The organism is Sulfitobacter sp. SK012 (assembly GCF_003352085.1).
In the GTDB taxonomy this organism is placed as follows: domain Bacteria; phylum Pseudomonadota; class Alphaproteobacteria; order Rhodobacterales; family Rhodobacteraceae; genus Sulfitobacter.
Genome location: NZ_CP025804.1, coordinates 2,286,202 through 2,303,191 on the forward strand (window position 1 = coordinate 2,286,202; position 16,990 = coordinate 2,303,191).

General features: G+C 54.9%; 17 protein-coding genes and 1 tRNA gene. 13 read left to right on the forward strand and 5 right to left on the reverse strand.

From position 1 onward, the window contains the following. Window positions 1-89: 89 nt before the first annotated feature. The gene (locus C1J03_RS11180; protein WP_114886490.1) at window positions 90-521 is read right to left on the reverse strand and encodes a MarR family winged helix-turn-helix transcriptional regulator; all 432 of its coding nucleotides are present in this window, start codon (window positions 519-521) and stop codon (window positions 90-92) included. A 457-nt stretch (window positions 522-978) separates the two neighbouring features. On the opposite strand from C1J03_RS11180, the gene C1J03_RS11185 reads away from it, so the two are divergent. After that, window positions 979-1,866, forward strand: a complete 888-nt coding sequence (locus C1J03_RS11185; RefSeq protein WP_114886492.1) for a tyrosine-type recombinase/integrase — start codon at window positions 979-981, stop codon at window positions 1,864-1,866. Between the two features lie 12 nt (window positions 1,867-1,878). Continuing rightward, window positions 1,879-3,072, forward strand: a complete 1,194-nt coding sequence (locus C1J03_RS11190) for an IS91 family transposase (protein WP_114886494.1) — start codon at window positions 1,879-1,881, stop codon at window positions 3,070-3,072. Window positions 3,073-3,446: 374 nt separating this feature from the next. On the opposite strand, the gene C1J03_RS25325 is transcribed toward C1J03_RS11190, so the two are convergent. The 3 genes from C1J03_RS25325 to C1J03_RS11200 form a co-directional block, all read right to left on the reverse strand. After that, window positions 3,447-3,593, reverse strand: a complete 147-nt coding sequence (locus tag C1J03_RS25325) for a hypothetical protein (protein ID WP_162798517.1) — start codon at window positions 3,591-3,593, stop codon at window positions 3,447-3,449. A gap of 146 nt (window positions 3,594-3,739) precedes the next feature. Beyond that, complete coding sequence (locus C1J03_RS11195) at window positions 3,740-4,153, reverse strand: c-type cytochrome (protein WP_114886496.1); 414 nt, start codon at window positions 4,151-4,153, stop codon at window positions 3,740-3,742. A 470-nt stretch (window positions 4,154-4,623) separates the two neighbouring features. After that, on the reverse strand, window positions 4,624-5,967 hold the full coding sequence (locus C1J03_RS11200) for a hypothetical protein (protein ID WP_162798518.1): 1,344 nt from the start codon (window positions 5,965-5,967) through the stop codon (window positions 4,624-4,626). 533 nt (window positions 5,968-6,500) lie between these two features. Between C1J03_RS11200 and C1J03_RS11210 the strand changes: the two genes are divergently transcribed. Further along, window positions 6,501-7,415, forward strand: coding sequence for a hypothetical protein (locus C1J03_RS11210; protein ID WP_114886500.1), 915 nt, complete (start codon window positions 6,501-6,503; stop codon window positions 7,413-7,415). 313 nt (window positions 7,416-7,728) lie between these two features. Beyond that, complete coding sequence (locus tag C1J03_RS11215) at window positions 7,729-8,625, forward strand: hypothetical protein (RefSeq protein WP_114886502.1); 897 nt, start codon at window positions 7,729-7,731, stop codon at window positions 8,623-8,625. Window positions 8,626-8,863: 238 nt separating this feature from the next. Here C1J03_RS11215 and C1J03_RS11220 read toward each other — a convergent pair. Next, window positions 8,864-8,953 (reverse strand) — tRNA-Ser (locus C1J03_RS11220). 138 nt (window positions 8,954-9,091) lie between these two features. On the opposite strand from C1J03_RS11220, the gene C1J03_RS11225 reads away from it, so the two are divergent. The 9 genes from C1J03_RS11225 to C1J03_RS11265 all read left to right on the forward strand — a co-directional run bounded on the left by C1J03_RS11225 (window position 9,092) and on the right by C1J03_RS11265 (window position 16,990). Continuing rightward, window positions 9,092-9,949 (forward strand): DUF2059 domain-containing protein, encoded by an 858-nt coding sequence (locus C1J03_RS11225; protein WP_114886504.1) that lies wholly within the window; start codon window positions 9,092-9,094, stop codon window positions 9,947-9,949. A gap of 1 nt (window position 9,950) precedes the next feature. Continuing rightward, a complete protein-coding gene (locus C1J03_RS11230) occupies window positions 9,951-10,760 on the forward strand; it encodes a DUF2059 domain-containing protein (RefSeq protein WP_114886506.1) in 810 nt (269 codons plus the stop codon). Between the two features lie 210 nt (window positions 10,761-10,970). Continuing rightward, complete coding sequence (locus C1J03_RS11235; protein WP_114886508.1) at window positions 10,971-11,708, forward strand: 50S ribosomal protein L21; 738 nt, start codon at window positions 10,971-10,973, stop codon at window positions 11,706-11,708. Window positions 11,709-11,720: 12 nt separating this feature from the next. Further along, a complete protein-coding gene (gene rpmA, locus C1J03_RS11240; protein ID WP_114886510.1) occupies window positions 11,721-11,990 on the forward strand; it encodes a 50S ribosomal protein L27 in 270 nt (89 codons plus the stop codon). 125 nt (window positions 11,991-12,115) lie between these two features. Beyond that, window positions 12,116-12,718 (forward strand): LysE family translocator, encoded by a 603-nt coding sequence (locus C1J03_RS11245; protein ID WP_114886512.1) that lies wholly within the window; start codon window positions 12,116-12,118, stop codon window positions 12,716-12,718. A gap of 2 nt (window positions 12,719-12,720) precedes the next feature. Further along, a complete protein-coding gene (locus C1J03_RS11250; RefSeq protein ID WP_114886514.1) occupies window positions 12,721-13,257 on the forward strand; it encodes a GNAT family N-acetyltransferase in 537 nt (178 codons plus the stop codon). Between the two features lie 309 nt (window positions 13,258-13,566). Next, window positions 13,567-14,601, forward strand: a complete 1,035-nt coding sequence (obgE, locus tag C1J03_RS11255; RefSeq protein ID WP_114886516.1) for a GTPase ObgE — start codon at window positions 13,567-13,569, stop codon at window positions 14,599-14,601. Then, entirely contained in the window at window positions 14,589-15,695 is a 1,107-nt protein-coding gene (proB, locus tag C1J03_RS11260; RefSeq protein WP_114886518.1) for a glutamate 5-kinase, read from the forward strand. Before obgE ends, proB begins: the two co-directional genes overlap by 13 nt. 32 nt (window positions 15,696-15,727) lie before the next feature. Next, on the forward strand, window positions 15,728-16,990 hold the full coding sequence (locus C1J03_RS11265; protein ID WP_114886520.1) for a glutamate-5-semialdehyde dehydrogenase: 1,263 nt from the start codon (window positions 15,728-15,730) through the stop codon (window positions 16,988-16,990).

Genomic DNA, 16,990 nt, shown 5'->3' on the forward strand with positions numbered 1-16,990 from the left:
CCGCGACGGTCAGATTACCCAACCATTTCCATGGCCATTTTGTCTCCGGGATTCACACACTGCGCCGTGCCATGCGCCAACAGGTTTTGTCATGGGGATGTGCCCTTGCTTTTGGTATCTAATTCAATAACACGCTCCAGCGTGCCTAGAAGGTTATCGAGCCCCTTACCGAGTGATGCCTTCATCTCCGACTGCGCCTGTGTCCAAAGCGGAACCGCTTTCACAAGCGCCGCGCAGCCCGCTGGGGTCAGTACCACGCTGCGCGCCCGCGCATCCGCGCAAGTCGGCAAAACCAGCAGACCTTGACGCTCCAGCACCTTAAGGTTTCGCCCAAGCGTGCTGCGGTCCAATCCCACAAGTTCAGCCAACTCGCTGATCGTTGCGTCGGGGTTGGCTTCGATCTGGCGCAAGAGGCGAAACATTGTCACCTTTAGGCCGGACGGTGCTAGCACCCTGTCATAGAGAGCAGTGCTGGCCTGAGCGGCCTGACGCAGAGACGTGCAAATACATTTGTCACTCATAATTTACGGGTATATACCCGTAACTTCACGTCGGCAAGAAAATGGATCAGGTTGTGGTGACGTTTGGAAAACCAACCTGCAAGCCGTTAAAAACTCTCGCTCTTGGATCAGGTAAAACCACATCGTTGAATGCAGCCACAGACCCCGTTCAAAAGCTAATCGATTGTAGAAGGTTTTTGCCTCTATGGTGATAGCGGGCATTAGCCGCATTGCAGAAATTCGGTAAAGAGGGCTCAGACCTGCCGTTCGCTGCAAAGGCCATCAAGGTCCGCTATGGGCCGTTTGTGACCAATGCTGCACCATGCACATTTTGACACTAAGGGCGGATGGACTAAGCCGCTCGCGCGGCAATGGCGTTTGTGGCTGGTGGTGCGCGCTGACCTCCACCGGGCTCATTTTGTGATCTGACGAACCTGTCCGACGATTGAGGCTCTCAATCCAAGGACAGGAGGCTTCCATGAGGGACGATAGAACGACGCCGCTGCGTGAGCGGATGATTGAAGATATGCGCATCCGTGGGCTAAAGGAGACGACGCAAAAAGGGCACATCCGCGCGGTTAAGAACTTCGCTGCGTTTCTGGGTCGACCACCGGACACAGCTACGCCAGATGAGTTGCGCGCCTATCAGCTACACATGACAGATACAGATGTATCGACAGCGAGTTTCAACACCCGGATCGTCTCTTTGCGGTTGTTCTTCGGCGTGACCTGCGGGCGCGAAGAGATGAAGCGGTACATGCAGTTCCGGCGCAAGCCGAGGAAGCTGCCGGTCGTGCTCAGCATCAAGGAGATCGGCGACTTGCTGGCAGCTGTTCCCGGACCCGGGCTGAAGTACCGGGCCGCGCTCGGGATTAGCTATGGTGCAGGGCTGCGGGCGTCCGAAGTTTGCCACCTCAAAGTGGCCGACATCGACAGCGACCGGATGTTGATCCATGTCGACGAGGGCAAGAATGGCAAAGACCGTAAGGCGATGCTGTCGCAGAAGCTTTTGGACCTGCTGCGAGACTATTGGCTCGAGGCACGACCCGAGGGCTGGCTATTTCCCGGAAAACCCAAGATCAATCCGTTGTCACCACGCCAGCTCAATCGCGCCTTCACCTCGGCAAAGCACATGGCTGGGATCAACAAACCGGCGACACTGCATACTCTGCGGCATAGTTTTGCGACCCATCTGCTGGAGGCCAATACCGATGTGCGGGTGATCCAGGTCCTGTTGGGTCATTCCAAGCTGAGCACGACAGCGCGCTACACCCACGTCGCCACCAAGACGATCCGCAATACGGTCAGCCCGTTCGACAACCTCAAACAGTTGCAGGATCACACGCTCCGACGAGGGTTGGAGTGACGCTCGGGGCCGGTGTCTCGTCCGAAGCTAGAGATTGCTGACATTTTTCGAAAGTACGGTCCCGCATGGCGGCAGGCCAATGCTGGGCATATCAGCCTCAGCCAGCTCAAAGTGATGTCAGCCATTGGAGCCTGCCGAACTGAGGCGCTCGGCGGACATGTTGCCGCTTGCACCAAGTGCGATCACCAGCACATCGCCTATAATTCCTGCAAGAACCGGCATTGTCCAAAGTGTCAGGGACCAGCGGCAATCGACTGGATGGCTGCGCGGGCTGAAGACCTGCTGCCCGTGGAGTATTTCCATCTGGTCTTCACACTCCCCGCCGGGATCGCCCAGATTGCCTACTGGAACAAGAAAACGATCTACGGACTGCTGTTCCGCGCCTCAGCCGAGGCGGTGACCACCATCGGTGCCGACCCCAAGCGCCTCGGCGCACGGGTTGGCATGACCAGCGTTTTGCATACTTGGGGATCGGCGCTGACCCACCATCCCCATGTCCACATGATCGTGCCCGGCGGTGGGTTGTCGCCCGACGGCACCCGTTGGGTCGGCTGCAAGCCGGGGTTCTTTCTGCATGTACGGGTGCTGTCGCGTCTCTTTCGCCGCTTGTTTATCGAAGGTCTATTAGCACTACACCGGGCAGGAGAACTGACATTCTTCGGCGATCTTGCTGGGCTGTCAGGTACCGATGTCTTCACTGGGTGGCTCGCCCCGTTCTGCAAGTCCGAGTGGGTGGTCTATGCCAAACCTCCCTTCGGTGGTCCCGAAGCCGTGCTGGCCTATCTCAGTCGATACACCCACCGCGTCGCCATCTCGAACGCCCGATTGGTCTGCGCGGACGCCAAGACCGTGGCTTTCAGCTGGAAGGATTATCGGATCAAAACAGGCGACCGCCAAAAGGCCATGCGCCTGGCTACCAGCGAGTTTATTCGCCGATTCCTGATCCACGTCCTGCCCGACGGCTTCCACCGCATCAGGCACTATGGCCTGCTGGCCAACGCGACCCGAAAGACCAACATCGCCAAGATCCGAACCCTGCTTGAGGTGGAGCAACCCGATCAAGAGCCACAGCAAAGCGCTGAGGTGATCCCGCTTACACTGCGCGAGCCATGCCCATGCTGTGGTGGGCCGATGCGTATCGTGGAGATATTCCGTCGAGGACAACAGCCAAGATCAAGGGCACCACCAAGGGAGCAGGCCGCATGACAAACCGCCCGTCACTCTCGTCTACCATGCCCCGGTCCAACTACCTGTTCCGGCCCGATCTCTATATGCTTGGCGTTCAGATATGGACCAAAGTCAAAGCTGTGGAACCCAAATGGCCCTCAGATCGCTCAGCTGCGTGCCGGTCAGAGGATGCCAATAGCGCCCGCTATCAATCAGGATGCCGATCCGACGAGAAGTCAAACCCAACCGTCAGCTCACTTTCCCCATAGACAGTTCCCAGCCCCCCGCGGCTTCCTCCTTCCGGGGTTTGTCAACGCGGGCCGCCATCACTTGGCGGCAGTCGTAACGCCGCGGCCCTCATCGAAAAACCTTCAGGATACCGGACGTTCGCTGCACTACGTATGGAGGTCTGCTTAGCGGACAAAGCCGCCTGATGCAGGTGCAGCAAAATCTGCGACAACACACTGGTCGAGACGGTGACTGCGTTTCGGCGTTGTGGCAAGATTTCCCGGAAGCGGCCGTTCAAAGGGTGCCAAATCACCAGAATCCAAACCGGCCATTCGCTGCGCCCGTGCCCGATCTCTCAGTTGGGGACAAAGCAGCCGTTTTTAGCATTTTTGCGTCAACTAAGTTAACCGAGCTAAAGCATGAAAAACAGGGATGGCTTCGGCCAAATCGATTTTCTGTCCATCAGCTCTAATGTTTTTCAGGGAAGGCTGGGCTTTGGCGCAGGATCCTGCAGTGACTCTAGGTAGTTTGCGATCTCGATCAGCTTAGTGGGCATAAGGAACGGATTGCCATTTCCCGGATCGAACTCACTCATGTCATGGTCCAAAATGTCGACAATAACGGGCATATCTTCCCGGGGTTGAGTATTGCGTGAATACCCACTCAGTATCTCCATAATCTCAAGCGCGGGCCAAATACCGTCGCGCCGGGCTGCAATCTTAGTCAAGTCCGCTGGCGCTGCGCTCAAACGCGCGGCTGCAGGCCCATCGCCCTTCCCATCAACACCATGACAAGAAACGCAATTTTGCATGTAGAGTGTTTTGCCGGCATTTGTGGTTTCTATGGTGGTTCCCATCAAAACTAACGGAACCAAAAGAGGCCAATGCTTCATAAGGGAGGTCTTTCTGAAACTGTGCGTTACAGTTAACGCTTACGCAAAACGGATACTTTGATCCTGGTCAAGTGACCGATCATGGATCAAGCAATGAGAGATTGCAGCTATGCGCATCCAAATGAGCGCACGCGGGAATACTTCGCGAGTCATAGGGGTTCTGGGTCGGGTTCCTGCTCTGCATTCCTAGAACGACGGCTTCCGTCGAAAGCAGGCTGTCAGAAAATGGCCGCGAAGGTCCGAGTTGCAGGACAAAGCTTCCTGTTGCAGATGCAGCGTAGATTATGAAGTTGGCACGTGGCCTAGACTCACAAGTTCTGAGGCAGCGCAGCGCAAGTCCCCAAACTGGACGCTCGCAGCACAGATGTCTTATGTCTCAGTTGCGGGACGAAAAAGCTATTCGTCGTTTTTGAATGAGCTGGCACGAATGATTTGCGGCAACTATCTAAGACAGCCTGAAAACACCAAGATCAGCCTTTGCTCGCAATTTCGTCGTTCTCCAACCCGTCGTTTGAAATCGCACCTTCTATCGCGGTATCTATTGTTACATCGTCTTCGTACTCGTCCACCTGAACCTCAAGTGCCTCTTCGATAACTTCGTCTGAGGGGTTGGCATCGCGTATGGCGTCAACGACCTCTTGCTCTTCTTCAGAAAGACGCATCCCTGGATCCTCTGATCCTGGTAAATCGCTTTTGTATTGGGCCAAAAGCGCATCTTCTGCGTCGAGGACCGCCTCGTTGGAAGGCGGTCCTTCCTCGACGATGTTGTTCGCTTCGTCGATTTCTTCCTGAGTCGGTGCGCCGTTCTCATCAATGAGGTTTGCCGCGTCTACAACCCTTTGAACTGTGTCTTCAACGGCATCTACCTTTGCTTGTGCTTCGCTGACTTCTTCAGGTGTGAAGGCATCCGGGTCAGCGAGAACAGCTTGCGCATCAGAAAGCTCTTGTGTTGCTTCGGATGCAGTATCTACCTTAGTTTGAGCTTCTTTTACCTCTTCAGGTGTAAACGCATCCGGGTCAGCGAGAACAGCTTGCGCATCGGCAAGTTCTTGAACTTTTTCTTCCGCAAGGTCTACGACGGCGTTGGCCTCATTGAGTGCTTCGACAAGATCTAATGTTTCCTGTGCCGACGCGAGTTCCGTCTCATATTGGTCCAGAGCGCCCTCGTAATTGTAGTCCGCCACTGCGAGTGCTGCCGCCAAGCTAACCGGCCCTTTCCCACTCGCGTACTGGCCGTTGGCGATGTGTGCCGCCTTGGCGTTGGGGCTTGAATTTATCGCGCCGTTCAACTTGCCGAGATTACTTGGATGCAATGGATCCAACTTGAAGCTTGCAGGTTTAACAGGTGGTCGTTTGGACTGTGTAACGGTCACATTCGATGTTTTTTTGCTAGTTGATTTTGTAACGGTGCCTGATTTTGTAGCAGTGCGTTGCGACTTCTGACCTTTGAACAAGCCGCCGAGGCCATTCTTCTTCAGATTGCGGCTAAAAGCTTTGAAATCGTCTTTAATCGCGCGGCCTTTGCCCTTGTTAGATTTTCCACCCTTGCCGGCCTTGGAAGACTTGGTTTTGTTGCCCTTGTCGCCACCGTTGGCTTTGCTGTTATCACCTCCGTTGCCAGCGCTGTTACCGCCACCTTTGCCGCCACCGCTTCCATTCCCGCCGCCTTTGCCACCACCATTCCCGCCGCCGTTGCCTCCACCGTTTCCGTTACCTGCATAGGCGTAATCTGCGCTGAGAACAGACGCGATGGGGGCTACAACAAATGCAGACAGGGCTAGAGCAGAGACGCTTATTCGGAGAAAGTTCAGCATAGCAAAAATTACCTTCGCATTAAGATCAGGGGCGCGCGTACAATTCTTCTGTCGCGCCGAAACACTCATTCATAACTATGTCGAAATTTAGGTCAGACCCAAATGGGGGCCATTCAATTGCTGCTCGTCCGATAGTAGCCTCACTAAGTTGACTATCCAACTGGGGGCTCAAGCCACTGAAATAGCTTGTGCATCGACGTTTCGAAAATGGCATTTTCCTGAGTCGGGTCCAAGTTTACCCCGCGGGGCCGCCTCAATTCCGCACTGATCCCAATGTGACCAATTCTGCTTCCGCAGGCTTTTGTAGGCATGAGTGGGTAGGAGGCATTGGGCCCAGTTGGTGCTCCTCGCCACGATTATGACAATGATGCATCCCTGCGCCAAGCTGCGGCCTATGGCCATTATTCCTTATAAGCGAGCGCGGCTAGAGAGGCAGAACAGACGGGTGCCATAAATCTGACTTCATGAAATCGCTATTCTGCCCCATTACACTTTTACGAAATGAGTCGCCTCAATTCAACAAAGGACCTGCCATGAACACGATATATTTTGAGATTACTGACGGCGATGTAAAAGTAGGTATCTCGATTACGGAACAAGCGGACGGATCGCTACTTTTCGACTTGGATGTGTTGGACGATACCGGCACAATTGGCGATCTCAACGGATTGTTCTTTGATCTGGCTGACGATTCCATCACAGACAACCTGATTTTATCGGGTACTGATTTGACGGGACAAAATATTGACGCCAATTCAGTGTCCAAGGTTGATGGCTACAACAATATCAATGGCGATGTCGTCAAAGAGGATGGAAAATTCGACGTTGGGGTGCAGTTTGGTACTGCAGGGATCGGTGCAGATGACATCCAGTCTACGTCTTTTACCCTTGCAACCTCTGATGGATCAACCCTGTCACTGGCAGATGTTTTGAGCCAAGACTTCGCTGTTCGACTAACATCCGTTGGCGAGATGGACGGCGATCGTGCCGACTCTGTCAAGATCAGCGGCACATCCGATCCAATAATCACTGAGCCACCTGAACCCACAAACCTCGCCGTGGACAATACCATGACGGTTTCGAACACTGAGACCTTTAGCGAAGATGACATGCCGGATCCGCTTGATGGTTTTTTTGTATTTAGCTTGTTGGAAAACGACAGCACAGGTGATTCACAACCCTATATAGGCGACGTTGTCACAGTAAACGGCGATGCGTTGGACGCAGGCACAAGCTATTTGGGCTCAAACGGAGGGCTGTTAATGGTGAACTCCGACGGAACAGTCGATTTCTCCGCGAATGGCGAGTTCGATACTCTTATGGGCATGGAAACAGCCAACACCCAGTTCACCTATGGAATCGAAGGCGGATCAACAGCGACCTTGGATGTTGAAGTCATTGCCTTTGATGACGGGGGAGGAACGGGTGAAGACATATTTGTGATTTAATCGTTCTCAAACCTAAGTTGACGCCGTCCCTTATGCGAGTCTCGGTTTTGTTGGTTCAAAGGGTTGGACGGTAGTACTTGCGCTGCTGCTGCTTCTGTACCAGCCCATTTTTCCGGTACAATTCGACTACCATTGGTGGCTTTGGATTGATCTAACCGCGTTTTGTGTCCTAGCGCTCCACACTTGGACCGTCTCAAAGCCTCTTTTCGAATTGTTGAGCTCCGCAGTTTCGAGGGGTGAAAACCCGCTAACCGTCCCACTGGATCTTGTGACCGCCGCAGTTTTCCTTGGGTATACTAACGCGGCATCACTTATGGCGAAGGCTGCAGAAGGCCTACAAGAAGAGCAAAAAAAACCGGCTAAGGGCCCGAAAGAAAAAGGCCCCCGCGAGGTTAACCCTGCCTTCGTTCAGCCTCCGCCGGCAGCGGTACAGCCGCCGCCTCGACCGTTATCAGATCCTCTTTATGCCACTTCGAATTCCCGCACATTGAGCGAACAGATTGTTGAAGCAGAAAAGTTAGTCAGGAAAATTCAGGCCGCGCTGGCTGCCTCGAACTTACCCTTGGACAGGCAACTGGAGTTGGAGCAGTCTTTACAAGCATCCCAATGCGAACTGGACAGACAACTGGCGCTGGAACTGTCGATACAGAAGGCCAAACCCCTAATCGCGGATAGAGAACCACAGAGGCAGACGATCCCTTCACCTGCCAAATGGGCACCCCATACGGAGAGGCCAACCGAAAGTCTGCCGGATGAGCAGAAAAAACTGACCAAGAGCCCTGAACAAAAAAACCTTAGCAAATCAAAGTCAGCCCGCGCCGGGGATTCTGAACCCGGTACGGCGGATCTCACTGACACGAAGATCGAAATCCTAAAAGTTAAACGCACGCAGATGGTTGAGGCGCTCAAACGCACAACGAAAATGAAACGCGCTCCTGCTGGAGCACGAAGTTCTAGATTGAAAGAGGGCGCGTTTGTTCCGGAACTCGTTGGCTTCCGAGTGGAAATGCCAGGCGGGTCTTCACTTGTCGACCTTGAAGAAGGTCGCTTGGAAAGAGAAGTCGTGTTTGTTGCCGCGAAGATGGAACCAGTTCTCAAAGTGCTGAGCAGTTACGATGGAGCCGACGATATGGTCGATATCAGCATCGGCGAGACTGAGATCGTTTTCCGCTGCGGTTCTTCTAAACTGACTATCCCCAAATACGTCTAGAATGATAATTTGAAAAATTGTGGAGAAGTGCCGCGAGCGTGTGAGACGACTATCAGATCAGCCGAGCAGAATTTACCCCCACCCCCCCCCAAAGCAAGGAATGCCTACCCCGTTAGAATCGTATGATAAAGCAAGCTCGTCCCTTCTCTCGATGAAGAGCGTTGTGGGCTCTTATGTGGTCTTAACTTGTCGAATTCCCATAATTTACCCATGCAATCAAATATTTAGGCTAAGTAATTGGCGGAGAGACAGGGATTCGAACCCTGGGAACGCTTGCACGCTCAACGGTTTTCGAGACCGCCCCGTTCGACCACTCCGGCACCTCTCCGCGGGGATCTAGGAGCGCCCGTGTAGTTCGGTTTGACTAAGCTGGCAAGAGGCCTGGGAACCTCACGGGGTTTTTCGTTGCGGTGGCGGCCAGATGGCCTAAGTTTGATACAACCAGAGTTTATAAGGATGCCCCTACATGTCTTTCTTGCACGTAACGTCGCGGTCATTTTGGCGGATCACGCAAGCTGCGATTGCGGTGCTATTCAGCTTGGCTTTGGCGGTGCCAGCACAGGCGGCGGACCGCGCGCGGCTGGAGGCGTTTCTAGAAGTAACGGGCTTTGACGTCGCCCTCGAGAGTATTCGTTTGTCCGCGGATTCTGCGCCGCAGATGCTGGGGATGCGGCCTGAGGATTTCGGGTCGGAATGGTCCCGACTAGTAGGTGACGTTTTTGCCTCTGAAATAATGCATGAGATGGCGTTGGAAATCTTGGGCGAAACGCTGAGCGATGAATTACTCAACCATGGTGCCTCGTTCTATGCTGACGATTTGGGGAAACGGCTGGTTGCGGCAGAAAATCAATCTCACATGCTGGAAGATGGCGCTGGCAAGGACGAGACGGGCGCACAGATCCTTGAAGGCTTAGAAAGCATCGGATCATCGCGAGTGGCATTGTTGCAGCGGCTAAATGAAGCCAGCGGATCCGAGGACAGCTCCGTCCGGGCAATCCAAGAAGTGCAGGTGCGCTTTTTGATGGCCGCAGCAAGTGCCGGTGTGATCGAATTGCAGATGGAAGAGGCCGACCTGCGCGAAATGTTGCGCAGCCGAGAAGGCAGCATGCGTGCGTCGATCCGGGCATCGGCGATGTCGGGGGCAGCTTATACCTATCAGGCGTTCTCGGATGCCGAAGTGGCGCAATACGCTGAGGCCTTAGAAGACCCTCGGATGAAAGAAGTCTATGCGTTGATGAACGCCGTACAGTTTGAAATCATGGCAAACCGCTATGAGGCAGTGGCCATACGGCTAAAATCGATGCAACCCAGTCAGGAGCTATGAGATGCGCCCACTGATCCTAAGCCTAGCCCTATGGCTCGGTGCGTCTCCGTTATGGGCCGACGCGCGGCACACGGTGTTGATGGATGTTCTGCAAATAGCGCAGCTTACGCAGATATTGCACGAAGAGGGCCTGGAATACGCCGAGGATTTGAACGCTGACATGCTGATGGGCACGGGTGGTGCCGGTTGGCAAATACAGGCCGAAGCAATCTATGACCCTTACCGGCTGTCTGAGGGCATTCGCAAAGGGCTTGAGGGCCATGTAAACAGCGATCATTTGGAAGAAAGCATCACTTTTTTCGCCTCAGACCTTGGTCAAAAGATCATTGGGCTGGAAAATTCCGCCCGCGTTGCGATGGCGGATGGGGAGGTCGAGGCCGCGGCGCGCGACCGGTTTGCGGCCCTCGAGGACACAGATGATGCGCGCTTGGCACTTTTGACGCGGATGACCCAGACGGGTGATCTGGTGACGCGGAATGTCACATCAGCGCTGAACTCCAACTACCAGTTTTTGCGCGGCATGGTTGATGGCGATGCGTATGATATGACCGACGACGAGATATTAACCGAAGTTGGCGCAGACCGAGAAGAAATCACCGCCGATACAGAAAGCTGGCTGGGCGCGTTTCTACTTTTGGCTTATAGCCCGCTAAGTGACGCGGAACTCGAGGCCTATGTCGCCTTTTCTGAGACAGACGCCGGGTTGGCCTTGAACGCCGGTTTCTTTGCTGGATTTGATCCTCTTTATGAGGACATAGCCTATGCTCTGGGCCGCGCCGTGGCGCTAAATATGACGGCCCAAGAGCTTTGACCCCAAACCGAGCAAATTAGCGCTTGATTTGAGGGCAGGGGCGCTTGACTTGAGGGGGCAATCGGCACATAAGCCGCCATCCCGACAGGTCAGCCTGTATGCGGGATTTATTTCAATGACGCCTAAGGGCGCGCAGTTCGAGGTGGGCATTCGCCCAAAACGCCCGATACCGGGGACCACAGAACGCGAAAGATGAGTGAAGGAAGATCTATGTTTGCGGTCCTGAAAACAGGCGGCAAGCAATACAAAGTTCAATCTGGCGATATGCTACGGGTTGAACGTATTGCGGCGAATGCTGGCGAAACAGTACAATTCAATGAAGTTCTGATGCTCGGTGGCGATAGCCCCGTTGTTGGCTCCCCGATGATCGAGGACGCTGGCGTTCAGGCCGAAGTTGTTGATCAGATCAAAGGCGATAAGGTTATCAACTTCGTCAAGCGTCGCCGGAAGCACTCTTCCAAGCGCACCAAGGGTCACCGTCAAAAGCTGACACTGGTAAAGATCACTGAGATCCTTACCTCGGGCGCTGGTAAGTCCAAAGTTCAGGCCGCGATCGGCACAGGCTCCGTAAGTGCCGCAGCCGTTGCTGCGATCACTGGCAAAGTTGTTGAGGGTGCTGCAGGCAAACCAGCCAAAGCGAAAGCTGCAAAGAAAGCCGCCCCAGCCAAGACAGCTGAAGCGCCAAAAGCAGCAGAAGCAAAGGCAGAGCCGAAGAAGGCCGCGCCTAAGAAAGCCAAAGCGTCCACAGATGGCGATGACCTGTCCGAGATTTCCGGCGTTGGTCCCGTAATCGTGAAGAAGCTTCATGGTGAAGGCGTGACAACATTCGCACAAATCGCTAAATGGTCTGAAGCAGACGTTGAAGCGATCGAAGAGAAACTGTCGTTCAAAGGTCGTGTTGGTCGTGAAGACTGGATTGCACAGGCCAAAGAACTGGCAAAAGGCTAAGGAAGAAACCAAATGGCACATAAAAAAGCAGGCGGTTCATCCCGTAACGGTCGCGACTCCGCTGGACGTCGCCTTGGCGTCAAGAAATACGGCGGCGAAAACGTCATTCCAGGCAACATCATCGTCCGCCAACGCGGCACGAAGTTTTGGCCAGGCGAAGGCGTAGGCATGGGCAAAGATCACACGATTTTTGCCGTGGTGGATGGCAACATCCAATTCCACAAAGGCCTGAAAAACCGTACATTCATCTCGGTTCTCCCAGTTGCAGAGGCCGCTGAATAAGCCGCACTCTTAGCGTTGAAAATTAGAGGGGCCGGCGTTATCGTCGGTCCCTTTTTCGTATTTTGGAGAGAGCCTGTGATGGGACGTTACGTCCAATCCAACCACACAGATCGGCAGGCCCGCAGATGAGTGTTGCGGTCGCCTCATTCGCCATCTTTGCGGCGTCTCAGATCGGTACGCCGGGGCCTGCTAATATGGCACTTATGGCCACTGGTGCGCGGTTTGGTCTGCGCGCGGCTTTGCCGTTCGTGGCGGGCGTTGTTTTGGGCAAACAGCTGATCATCTGGCCCATGGGTTTTGGCCTGATGGAGCTGTCAGAGGCCGCACCAGGCGTGTTTGTCGCGCTCAAATACATATCGGCTGCCTATATCATCTGGCTCTCTTGGAAGATTGCACACATGCGGCTGGGGCAGAGGCGTGAGACCGGCAAGGCCCCTGGTTTTGCTGCAGGCCTGATCGTGCACCCGCTGAACCCCAAGGCTTGGGCTATGATTATTGGCGGTTTCACCAGTTTTGTCGGCCCCGATACGTCTTCGCTTCATGCTACTGCCACAATTGCCGCTGTATTGCTGGTGTGTCAGCTTTTGCTGCACCCACTATGGATCATCGCGGGCACTGCAATTGCGCGGAGTGTTGCAGGAACAGTTTGGGAAACCTATCTAATGTGGACGTTGGGAGCTCTTACGGTTGCCTCCGTCCTGTTCGTACTATTCGGAAGAGGAACTTGAGTATGGAAATGCAGAAACTTGACACCCAGCTGGTGATTGAGACCCCGCGCTTTGACATGCGACCCTTGCGGCGCTCTGACCTTGGCCTGATCGAGATGTACGCAAGCGATGCGCGCGTGGCCAACACCACCACCACAATCCCGCATCCTTTGCCGCCAGGCATGATGGAAGCGTTTATCGTCCGCGCCACGTCGGAGCCGCGCGACGAGGATGTTTGGGCCATCGACGGCAGCCGCTCTGGTGGGACTGAGGTGATGGGTGTGATTTCACTCAGCCGGTTGGACCGCAACCAGTCCGAAGTCGGGTATTGGATTGCTCCAGCATTTTGGAACACTCATCTGGCATCCGAAGCGGTCAGCACCTTGGTTGCGTCAAACCCGTTGGCAAATGCAGCAATGTTCGCGTCGGTGTTTCATGATAACCCCGCATCCGCCAAAGTTCTGACCAACGCAGGTTTTCAATACCTTGGCGACGCCGAGACATTTTGCATCGCCCGCAACACAGCAGTGCCGACGTGGACGTATAGCCGAAGCCTGTAATCTGTAGGGGAGGAGCGCGCATCGTTCCGTACGCTTAGTGTAAAATGGTGCATTTCCATGATATCGAACCCCTCGAAAGTTGCTTTGATCGCCATCGGCAAAATCCCCCATAGGTAGCATTCTAAATGAGGATGCCTGAAAAACGGCTCAGAACCTAAATTGAAGTTGAACTTACGCAAATGCCTTACTTGGTGATAGCAGTGTCAGTCCTTTTTCTTGCGCCTTGAAACACAGGCGTATTCGTCATATTCGAGCCCTGCGGGGCACCTCCCGACCCCCTCTGTGGCGCAAGAGCCAAGGACCATCGACATGAAGTTTCTCGACCTGTGCAAAGTCTACATTCGTTCTGGCGCTGGCGGCGGCGGCTGCGTGTCGTTTCGGCGTGAAAAATACATCGAATATGGCGGACCTGATGGCGGTGATGGCGGCGGCGGCGGCTCTGTTTGGGCCGAAGCGGTTGATGGCTTAAACACGCTCATTGATTTCCGCTACCAGCAGCACTTTTTTGCTCGCAACGGTCAGCCCGGCATGGGCAAGCAGCGTACCGGCAAAGATGGTGAAGATATCATTCTGCTGGTGCCAGTCGGCACCGAAGTGCTGGATGAAGACCAAGAGACAGTGATCGCTGACATGACCGAGCTTGGCCAACGGGTCGAGCTGGCGCGCGGTGGTAATGGCGGTTTCGGGAACCTGCATTTCAAATCAGCCACCAACCAAGCGCCACGCCGCGCCAACGCCGGTCAGGACGGCGTAGAACGCACGCTGTGGCTGCGGCTTAAGCTGATCGCCGATGTTGGCCTGTTGGGCATGCCCAATGCAGGCAAATCGACGTTTTTGGCAGCCACGTCAAACGCGCGGCCCAAGATTGCGGATTACCCGTTTACCACCTTGCATCCGAATTTGGGAGTTGTTGGCGTCGATAATACCGAATTCGTGGTCGCCGACATCCCCGGCCTCATTCAAGGTGCCCATGAAGGCCGCGGCATTGGTGACCGGTTCTTAGGCCATGTAGAGCGTTGCGCTGTCTTGTTGCATCTGGTCGATGGTACTTCTGAGACCGTCGCGGAGGATTACCAAACGATCATCACGGAACTCGAAGCCTACGGTGGTGAGCTGGCACAAAAGCCGCGCATAACCGTGCTAAATAAGATCGACGCGCTGGATGAAGAAGAGCAGGCAACTGCCTTAAAAGATTTGGAAAAAGCCAGCCGCGGACCCGTGATGCAGATGTCAGGTGTCGCACAAACCGGCGTTACAGATGTGCTGCGGATGTTGCGTGGTCAGATTGATGATGATCGCTTGCGCATGCTTCCCGTGCAGGAGGAAGCGCCGTGGCGTCCCTAACGGCGGCCAAACGTATTGTCATCAAAATAGGCTCGGCGCTGCTGGTAGACCGGTCTACGGGTGCTTTGCGTGGTGATTGGTTGGTTTCTTTAGCGCAGGATGTCGCGTGGCTTAAAGGGTTGGGCAAGGATGTTGTTCTGGTGTCCTCGGGTTCTATTGCGTTGGGACGCGGAGTTTTGGGGATGCCCGCAACGACGCTACCGCTTGAACAATCACAGGCCGCGGCCGCCGTCGGTCAGATCCGCCTCGCGCGTGCCTATGAAGAAGCACTGGCTCCGCATGGAATTACCACAGCACAGGTTTTGGTCACGCTGGAAGACAGTTCAGATCGCCGCCGTTATCTCAACAGCCGCGCCACGCTCGAGACGCTTCTGGGCCTTGGGGTTGTGCCGATTGTGAATGAAAACGACACGGTTGCGACCGACGAAATCCGCTTTGGCGACAATGACCGACTGGCCGCTCAGATTGCGGTGACAGTTGGCGCGGACACGTTGGTTTTGTTGTCGGACGTGGATGGGTTTTACACAGCCAATCCCGCTGAAGATGCGGGCGCCACGCGTTTTGCCGTGATTGAAGCCATCACGCCGCAGATCGAAGCGATGGCGGGTGATGCCGGATCAGGTCTCAGCAAAGGTGGCATGAAAACCAAACTTATGGCAGCGCGCACGGCCACGGCCGCCGGTTGCGCAATGGCCATATGCGAAGGATCGGCCGTGAACCCCTTGCAAACATTAGAGAGTGGCGCGAACGCCACGTGGTTCCCCGCTCAGACGGATCCACAAGCCGCGCGTAAACGCTGGATTGCGGCGATGAAGCCTCGCGGGTCTGTCACACTGGATGCGGGGGCTGTTGCCGCGTTGGACCGGGGAAAATCGCTTCTTCCAGCGGGAATTACGGATGTGGCCGGCCCGTTTGAGCGCGGCGATGCTGTCGCTTTACTGGGCCCCGACGGGCATAGCGTCGGCTTTGGGCTTGCCCGTTATTCTTCAACGGAGGCCGTGCAAATCAAAGGCCATCAAAGCGCTGAGATATCGGTGATCCTTGGCTATCCGGGGCGTGCGGCGATGATTCACCGTGATGATATGGCGATCTAGAGTTACTCACATGAATATCGAGGTGTAAGGCTATGACAGAAAACAATATTACACAGATGATGGCCGATATTGGCACGCGCGCAAAAGCTGCAGCCGCTGAGCTGGGTTTCGCCACGGCAGAGCGCAAGTATGCCGCCTTGATCGGTGCCGCAGAAAACGTTTGGGCTTCGCGCGGAACTATTCTGGAGGCTAATGTCAAAGACCTAGCATATGGCCGTGAGAAAGGCCTAAGCCCAGCGATGATGGACCGGTTGATGCTGGATGAAGACCGTGTGCGCAGCATTGTTAGCGGGTTGCGCAGCGTTGCAGAACAACGCGATCCTGTTGGCGAAGTCATGGAGGAGTGGGACCGGCCTTCAGGCTTGCATATCAAGCGCGTCCGGACGCCGCTTGGGGTTATTGGGGTGATCTACGAATCCCGACCTAATGTGACTGCCGATGCAGGTGCACTGTGCCTCAAAGCGGGAAATGCAGTGATACTGCGCGGCGGCTCAGAGAGCTTTCATTCATCAAGTGCTTTGCATGCCTGCCTGCAACAGGGGCTGCGCGACGCGAACCTGCCTGAAGATGCCATTCAACTGGTGCCAACCCGCGACCGGGCTGCCGTCAGTGCAATGCTTACCATGACCGATACCATTGATGTGATCGTCCCGCGTGGCGGTAAAGGTCTGGTAGGGCTGGTACAACGCGAGGCACGGGTGCCCGTGTTTGCCCATCTTGAAGGCATTGTGCATATTTATGTCGACAAAGATGCCGACCCTGAAAAAGTCCTGAAAGTGGTGATCAACGCCAAAACGCGGCGGACTGGTATTTGCGGGGCCGCAGAATGCTTGCTGATCCACAAGGATGTGGCCGACACCATTGGCAAAGACACCATCCGCGCTTTGGTCGATGCCGGCGTGCGCGTGCATGCTGACGTTGAATTTCAGACGTTGGTCGGTGTGATTGCGGCGCAAGAGGACGACTGGGGTAAGGAATACCTTGATATGGATATTGCCGCGCGTGTTGTGCCTGACATTGACGCAGCAATTGCGCATATCCGGACCTATGGCTCCAACCACACGGATTGCATTCTGACCGAAGATACGGCCGCGGTTGAGCGGTTTATGACTCGGCTCGACAGCGCGATCTTGATCCACAATGCGTCAACACAATTTGCCGATGGTGCTGAATTCGGGATGGGCGCAGAGATTGGGATTGCCACAGGCAAAATGCATGCGCGCGGCCCGGTGGGGGCAACGCAGCTGACTAGTTTTAAGTATTTGGTAACCGGCGATGGAACTGTACGGCCCTGA